Consider the following 6,277-nt stretch of genomic DNA (forward strand, 5'->3'; position numbering starts at 1 on the left):
CGCAGCCTTGGTTAATGCCAAAGCGGTCGCGGCGATCGCGCCGGTTGCAGAAGTCGACCGATCGACGCCGACGGCCGCCGAAACCTGCCGAAACCTGCCGGAAATCGACCCGCATTGCCGTCGCCTCCATGCCGTCCGTCTTAAGAGAAGCGCGCCAATACGGCGTTCATTGGCCCGCCGACCAATGCAGGCCTGCTCTCGAAAGATGTATGCGGGATCGCGATCGCGCAATCGAGCGGCTCGATCAGCCGACGGCCGGCGCGATCAAGGGGCGGAACTCATCCACCAGCTGCTGATAGAGCTGGCGCTTGAAGGGAACGATCAGCGTCGGCAGATCGATCATCGGCGCCCACCGCCAGGTGGAGAATTCCGGATGGTCGTGGCTGGTGATGTCGATGTCGCGATCGGTTCCGGTGAAGCGGAAGGCAAACCATTTCTGGCGCTGACCGCGAAAGCGCCCGCGCCAGAGCCGCGCCGCCAGATCGTGCGGCAGATCGTAAGTGAACCAGTCGCGGCTCTCGGCCAGGAGCTCGGCGCGATTGGTGCCGATCTCCTCCTGCATCTCGCGCCAGGCGGCCTCGATCGGCGTCTCGCCTTTGTCGATTCCGCCCTGCGGCATCTGCCAGGCATCGCTCGGCATGTCGATGCGCTGGGCGACGAAAACCGCTCCTTCGTCGTTCAGCAGCATGATGCCGACCCCGGGGCGGTAGGGCAGCGTCGCGATGGGATCGGCGGGGCCCGGCTTATTGCTTTCTGATTCCATGACCATGGTCTATTGCGCGCCGGTCTTGGCGAGCGCCGAGGCCGGCGCCAGCACCAGCCCCTTGACCTCGAGGCTCTTGGCCCAGGCGGCGACCCGCTCGATCGTCACCGGGTAGCCTTGGGCCAGGCCCAGCGCGAAGCCCTTCTCGCGGGCGGTGCGCTCGAGCTGCTGTAACCGTCCATCGATCGAGACGCGGGTCGCCTCGGCATCGATGAAGCGGGTGTTGTAGGTCCAGGGCAGGTCGATGCTCGATGCGACCTCGCTGACGACGCTGGTGGGACCGGAGCGGTTATCGAGATAGAGATAACCCTTCTCCGCGACGCGCGTCAGGATCGGGCGAATCAGCCGCGCACTCGCCTGGAACTTCGAGCCCATATTGGCGACCAGCCCGACCATCTGATCGCTGCGGGCCAGCACCCAGTCGAGGCGCTTCAGGTTTTCCGCCGGCGACAGACTGGCGAGCAGCGCCTGCGGACCGGGATCGTCGGCCGGATAGTTCAACGGCTCCATCGGCAGCTCGATCAGCACTTCATGGCCGGCGGCGCGGGCCTTGGCGATCCAATTCTGCAATTCGCCGGAATAGGGGCTGAAGCCGAGCGTGATCTCGGGCGGCAACTGGTCGATCGCCGCTTGTGTCTGGGCGGCGGTAAGCCCCAGCCCGCTAATCACCAGGGAGACGCGCGGACGCGGATCGTCTGCGGGGAAGGGGCGCGCATTCTTCTTCCAGGGAGGCGCGCCACCCTCGCTGGCCGCCGGCGCGGCGGCACTGGCGGTCTGCGTTGTCTCGGTCGCCTCGGGGGCGGCGACAGCCGCAGCGGTCGCGGCCGACCCGAGCGAGGTGCCGGGCGACGCCGTGGCGGGTGCTGTCGCTTCCGCGGTTGTCTGCGTCGTGGCGGGGGCTGCCGGCACCGTCGTCTCGGCCGCGGCCGTCAAGGTCGGCAGCGGTGCAGCGGGCGGTGGCGGCTTGAGGCGCGGGAGCGGGAGCGCCGCCAGGGGGATGGCGGTCTCGGCGGCGGCGTCGGATTCGGCGACCGGTGTTGGCGGCGGCGGCGCGGTCGCCTCGGCCATGGCGGCTTCGGTTGTGGCGGCTTCGGTGGCTGCGGGCGCGGTTGATTCGGTCACCGCCGGGGCAGCGGCCGGCATCTCGGCTGGCGCGGGCGGCGGCGTCGCGGTTGCCGTGTCGCTGGTCGCAGCCGCTGCCGGCGCGGTTGCGATCGTCTCCGTCGTGCTGGATTCGCTCGTGGCGACAGGCGTCTCGGCGGGTGCCGGCGGTGTCGCGATGGTGCTTTCGGCCGGAGCCGTCGTCGCTTCGGCCGACGCTGCCGGTGCGGTTCCGGTGCTGGCCGTTATTTCTGTCGCGGGCGCCGGAGGCGTCGCGACGCTGGCGTCGCTTCCCGCTTCCGCGACGGCGGCAGGGGCCGGCTCCGTGGTCGCGGCGCTGGTCGTGGAGGCGCTGGCGGGGGCTGTCGTCTCGCTGGCGGTCTCGGCCGGTTCCACCGCCGCGTCGGGAATCTGAATCGCGATCGCGGGCGGCTGCTCGCTGAAGTCTTGGAGCTTGTGCGTCTGCTGGAGCCAGACGGCGCCACCGGCCGATCCGAGCAGAATCAGGCCGGCCAGCAAAACGAGATAACGCCCGGCCCTTCGCGGCCGGGGTTCGCTCTTCCTGTCTGGCGTTGGCGTCACCACCGTCTTGCCGACCCGTTCAAGACCATGACGCAGCGAAGGCGCGATGTTCGATGGATCGCGCGCTTCGCTGTCGTCATGAAGGACCGCCTCAGTTGGCCTTCTGCGCCTGGATCAACGCCAGCCCGCGCAGAAGGTCGAAGGCGCGGCCCAGCTGATAATCCTGGGTGGCGTCGCCGAGCTCCGGAACGGGCGGTGGCGTCTGAGCCGGAGCCGTCCCCGGCGTCGTCGTTGTCGCAGGTGCGGTTGGCGTCGAACCGGACGAGCTGCCGCCGCCGGCCGGCGGCGTCTGATTCTGGTCCTGGTTCTGATTCTGGTTTTGGCCCTGGTCGGGCTTCAACCCGTCATTGTTCAAGGCGCCGCGCAGCTCGGACTCGTGATGCTCCGGCTGATCGGCAATGACCTCGAGCTTGGCCTGCTTCACCTCGATGTCGGGCGAGATGCCGGTGCCCTGGATCGAACGGCCCGACGGCGTGTAATAGCGCGCCGTGGTCAAGCGGATCGCACCATGGCCCGGCAGCGGGATGATGGTCTGGACCGATCCCTTGCCGAAGGAGGTGGTGCCCATGATGATCGCGCGGTGATGATCCTGCAGCGCGCCGGCCACGATCTCGGAAGCCGAGGCCGAGCCGCTGTTGATCAGCACCACCATCGGCAAGCCGTTGGTGATGTCGCCCGGCGTGGCGTTGAAGCGCTGTGCCGCCTTGGGATCGCGACCGCGGGTCGAGACGATCTCGCCCTGGTCGATGAAGTCGTCCGACACGGCGATCGCCTGATCGAGCAAGCCGCCCGGATTGTTGCGCAGATCGAGCACCAGGCCCTGCAGCTTGCCGTTGGCCTGCTGCTTGAGCTTGTCGATCGCGGCCTTGAGGCCGACATCGGTCTGCTCGCTGAAGCTGGTGATGCGGACATAGCCGATCATGCCCTCGAGACGCGAGCGCACCGACTGGATCTTGATGACCGCGCGCTTGAGCGTGACGTCGAAGGGATCGCCCTGGCCGCGCTGGATCGTCAGTTTGATCGGCGAGTCCACCGGCCCGCGCATCTTGTCGACCGCCTGGGACAGCGACAGGCCCATGACCGGCTCGCCGTCGATCCCGACGATGAAGTCGCCCGGCTGCAGCCCGGCCTTGAAGGCCGGCGTGTCGTCGATCGGGGAGACGACGCGAACCACGCCGTTCTCCATCGTGACCTCGATGCCGAGGCCGCCGAATTCGCCCTTGGTCTGGACCTGCATATCCTCGAAGCTTTGCGGGTCCATATAGCTCGAATGCGGATCGAGGGAGCTCAACATGCCGTTGATCGCCGCCTCGACGAGGGCCTTGTCGCTGACCTCCTCAACGTAAGAGGAGCGCACCCGCTCGAACACGTCGCCGAATAGATTGAGCTGGCGATAAGTCTCGGATGTGTCGTCCGAGCCAGCGGGAACCGTGTAGAGACAGACGGCGATTGCCGCTGCCGCTGCCATGCGCAGGGTGCGTGTCATACGGGTTTTGTCCATCTAGTTGTCGCGGATGCCCAGCCACGGTGCGGGGTCGATCGGTTGTCCACCACGCCGCAGCTCCACATAGAGTTTCGGGCCGCCGCTTGCGACGGGACCCATCTGACCGACTGGTTCGCCTTCCTTGACCCATTGACCGAGAGTGACGTCGATTCGGCCCAGGCCGGCGAGCAGACTATGGTATCCGCCCGCATGTTCTATGATCAAGATTGCGCCATAACCTCGAAACGGCCCCTTAAAAACCACCTGGCCGTCGAACGGGGCCACCACCTGGGCCTCGCTTCGTGTCCGAAATGTAACACCCTGGCTCTTGCCCCCGGTTTCGAGCGTATCACCGAAGCGGGCCAGGACGGTCCCGGCCGCCGGCAGGGCGATGGCGCTGGGCGGATCGGGGAAGGGGCGCCGGCTGGCCGGACCCGGCAGGGCCGCCAGCTGGGTTTCGTCGGGCGAGGCGCTGCCGGCGTCCAACGCGATGTCGGGCTTGGCGGGGGCCGTCAAGGTTGCCAGGCGGGCCAGCAGGTCGCGCAGGTCCTTGGCCTCGGCCGCCAGCTTTTCGACGCGTTTGGTGGCGGCCGCCTGTTCTGCACCGGTCTTGCTGGCCAGGGCCTGGCGTGCCGTGACCATCTTGGCGATGTCCTGGTTTTCGTCGGCCAGGCTGGCGCTTTCGTTCTCCAGCGCGGTCCTTCGCTGGGCGATCTCCTGCTTCAGCCGACCGAGCTCGGCCAATGAGGTGCGCAGGTCGCTCATCCGGGTCTTGAGCGCCGGGACGGCGCTTCCCAGCAACAGGGCCCCCCGCAGCCGGTCGAGCGGCCGCTCCGCCCCGATCAGGAGGGCGGCCGGCGGCTGCAAGGCGAGCCAGCCCAGGGCGGCAAGGCTGGCATCCATCTGTTTGCGCCGACCCGCCAGCTCGGCTTCCTTGGTGTCGAGACTCTCCTCGAGGGTGGCGAGCGTGCCCGCGATCTCGTCGAGCCCGGTCTCGAGATCCTGAGCATGCTTGGCCGCGGCGACCATCCGGTCCTGGAGGGCCGCGATCTCCTGCGTGATCTTGGTCTGCTGCGCCTGCAGGGCGTCGATACGGGCGCGGTCGCGTTCGAGCGCCTGCTCGACCTGCTTGAGCTGGTCCTGATCCTGCGCCTCGGTTTCCTGAGCCGAACCCGGGCAGGCCGGTGCCGCCGTCAGGACCGTCAGCAGAAGATAAAGGGGCCAGCGGGGAAAGCCGGGTCTCGTCACTCGCCGACGCGCCGCTCCGTGCCGGCCCGTGCCGCTTGCGGCTGGGCGTGACGGATGAGCGAGCGGCCGGTCATCTCGGCCGGCGGCGTCAGCTCCATCACCTGCAGCAAGGTGGGCGCCACATCGGCGAGCCGGCCATCGGCCAGTGCCGTGGCGTCGGCCGGTCCGTTCACCAGCATCGCCGGCACGCGGTTGAGCGTGTGGGCGGTGTGCGGCTGGCCGGTCGTCGCATCGAACATGACCTCGGCATTGCCGTGATCGGCGGTGATCAGCATCGTGCCGCCGCTGCGGGTCAGCGCGTCGGCAAGCCGGCCGATGCAACGATCGACCGCCTCGACCGCCTTGATCGCGGCGTCGAGCTTGCCGGTATGACCGACCATGTCGGTGTTGGCGTAATTGACCACGATGAAATCATATTTGCCGCTGTCGATCGCCGCGACCAGCTTGTCGGTCACTTCATAGGCCGACATCTCGGGTTGCAGGTCGTAGGTCTGGACCTTGGGCGAGGGCACCAGGATGCGATCCTCGCCCGGGAATACCATCTCCTCGCCGCCATTGAAGAAAAACGTTACATGCGCGTATTTCTCGGTCTCGGCGATGCGCATCTGCGTCATGCCGGCCTTCGAGACCAGCTCGCCGATGCTGTTGCTCACGGTCTGCGCCGCGAACAGGGCCGGCAGCAGCTTGTTGAGCGCGTCCGAATACTCGACCAGGCCGGCGGCGGCGGCGAAACTCACGCGCCGGCGGCGCGCGAACCCATCGATGGCCGGATCGAGCAGCGCATGCAGGATCTCTCGCGCGCGATCGGCGCGGAAATTTCCCATCAGCACGCCGTCGCCATCCTTCATGCCGGCATAGTCGCCGATCACGGTCGGCAGCACGAACTCGTCGGTCGCCTTGCGCTCGTAGCTCTGCGCCACCGCCGCATCGGCGCTACCCGCATGCTCGCCCTGCGCCGCGACCATCGCGTCATAGGCCTTCTCGATGCGGTCCCAGCGCTTGTCGCGGTCCATCGCATAGAAGCGGCCGCTGATCGTGGCGGTGGCGATCGCCGCCCCGCTCTTCAGCGATTTCTGGAAATCGGCAAGATAGGCGCGGGC

General features: G+C 67.8%; 6 protein-coding genes. 1 reads left to right on the forward strand and 5 read right to left on the reverse strand.

Annotated features, from left to right (window positions below; all coding sequences use genetic code 11):
* Positions 1-244: 244 nt before the first annotated feature.
* Entirely contained in the window at positions 245-763 is a 519-nt protein-coding gene (locus ACREE8_RS08625; protein ID WP_431572579.1) for an RNA pyrophosphohydrolase, read from the reverse strand.
* Between the two features lie 9 nt (positions 764-772).
* On the reverse strand, positions 773-1,831 hold the full coding sequence (locus ACREE8_RS08630; protein WP_431572580.1) for a divergent polysaccharide deacetylase family protein: 1,059 nt from the start codon (positions 1,829-1,831) through the stop codon (positions 773-775).
* Between ACREE8_RS08630 and ACREE8_RS08635 the strand changes: the two genes are divergently transcribed.
* On the forward strand, positions 1,830-2,279 hold the full coding sequence (locus tag ACREE8_RS08635; protein WP_431572581.1) for a hypothetical protein: 450 nt from the start codon (positions 1,830-1,832) through the stop codon (positions 2,277-2,279). The genes ACREE8_RS08630 and ACREE8_RS08635 overlap by 2 nt on opposite strands.
* A gap of 258 nt (positions 2,280-2,537) precedes the next feature.
* Here ACREE8_RS08635 and ACREE8_RS08640 read toward each other — a convergent pair whose 3' ends face one another.
* From ACREE8_RS08640 to gpmI, 3 genes are all read right to left on the reverse strand, one after another.
* Positions 2,538-3,932: a S41 family peptidase gene (locus tag ACREE8_RS08640; protein ID WP_431572582.1), complete on the reverse strand. Its 1,395-nt coding sequence runs from the start codon at positions 3,930-3,932 to the stop codon at positions 2,538-2,540.
* Between the two features lie 15 nt (positions 3,933-3,947).
* Positions 3,948-5,177 (reverse strand): murein hydrolase activator EnvC family protein, encoded by a 1,230-nt coding sequence (locus tag ACREE8_RS08645; RefSeq protein WP_431572583.1) that lies wholly within the window; start codon positions 5,175-5,177, stop codon positions 3,948-3,950.
* Positions 5,174-6,277 (reverse strand): 2,3-bisphosphoglycerate-independent phosphoglycerate mutase (gene gpmI / locus ACREE8_RS08650; RefSeq protein ID WP_431572584.1); only part of this gene is annotated, 1,104 nt, incomplete at its 5' end. The genes ACREE8_RS08645 and gpmI, both read right to left, overlap by 4 nt.

The organism is Hypericibacter sp. (assembly GCF_050729195.1).
GTDB lineage: Bacteria > Pseudomonadota > Alphaproteobacteria > Dongiales > Dongiaceae > Hypericibacter.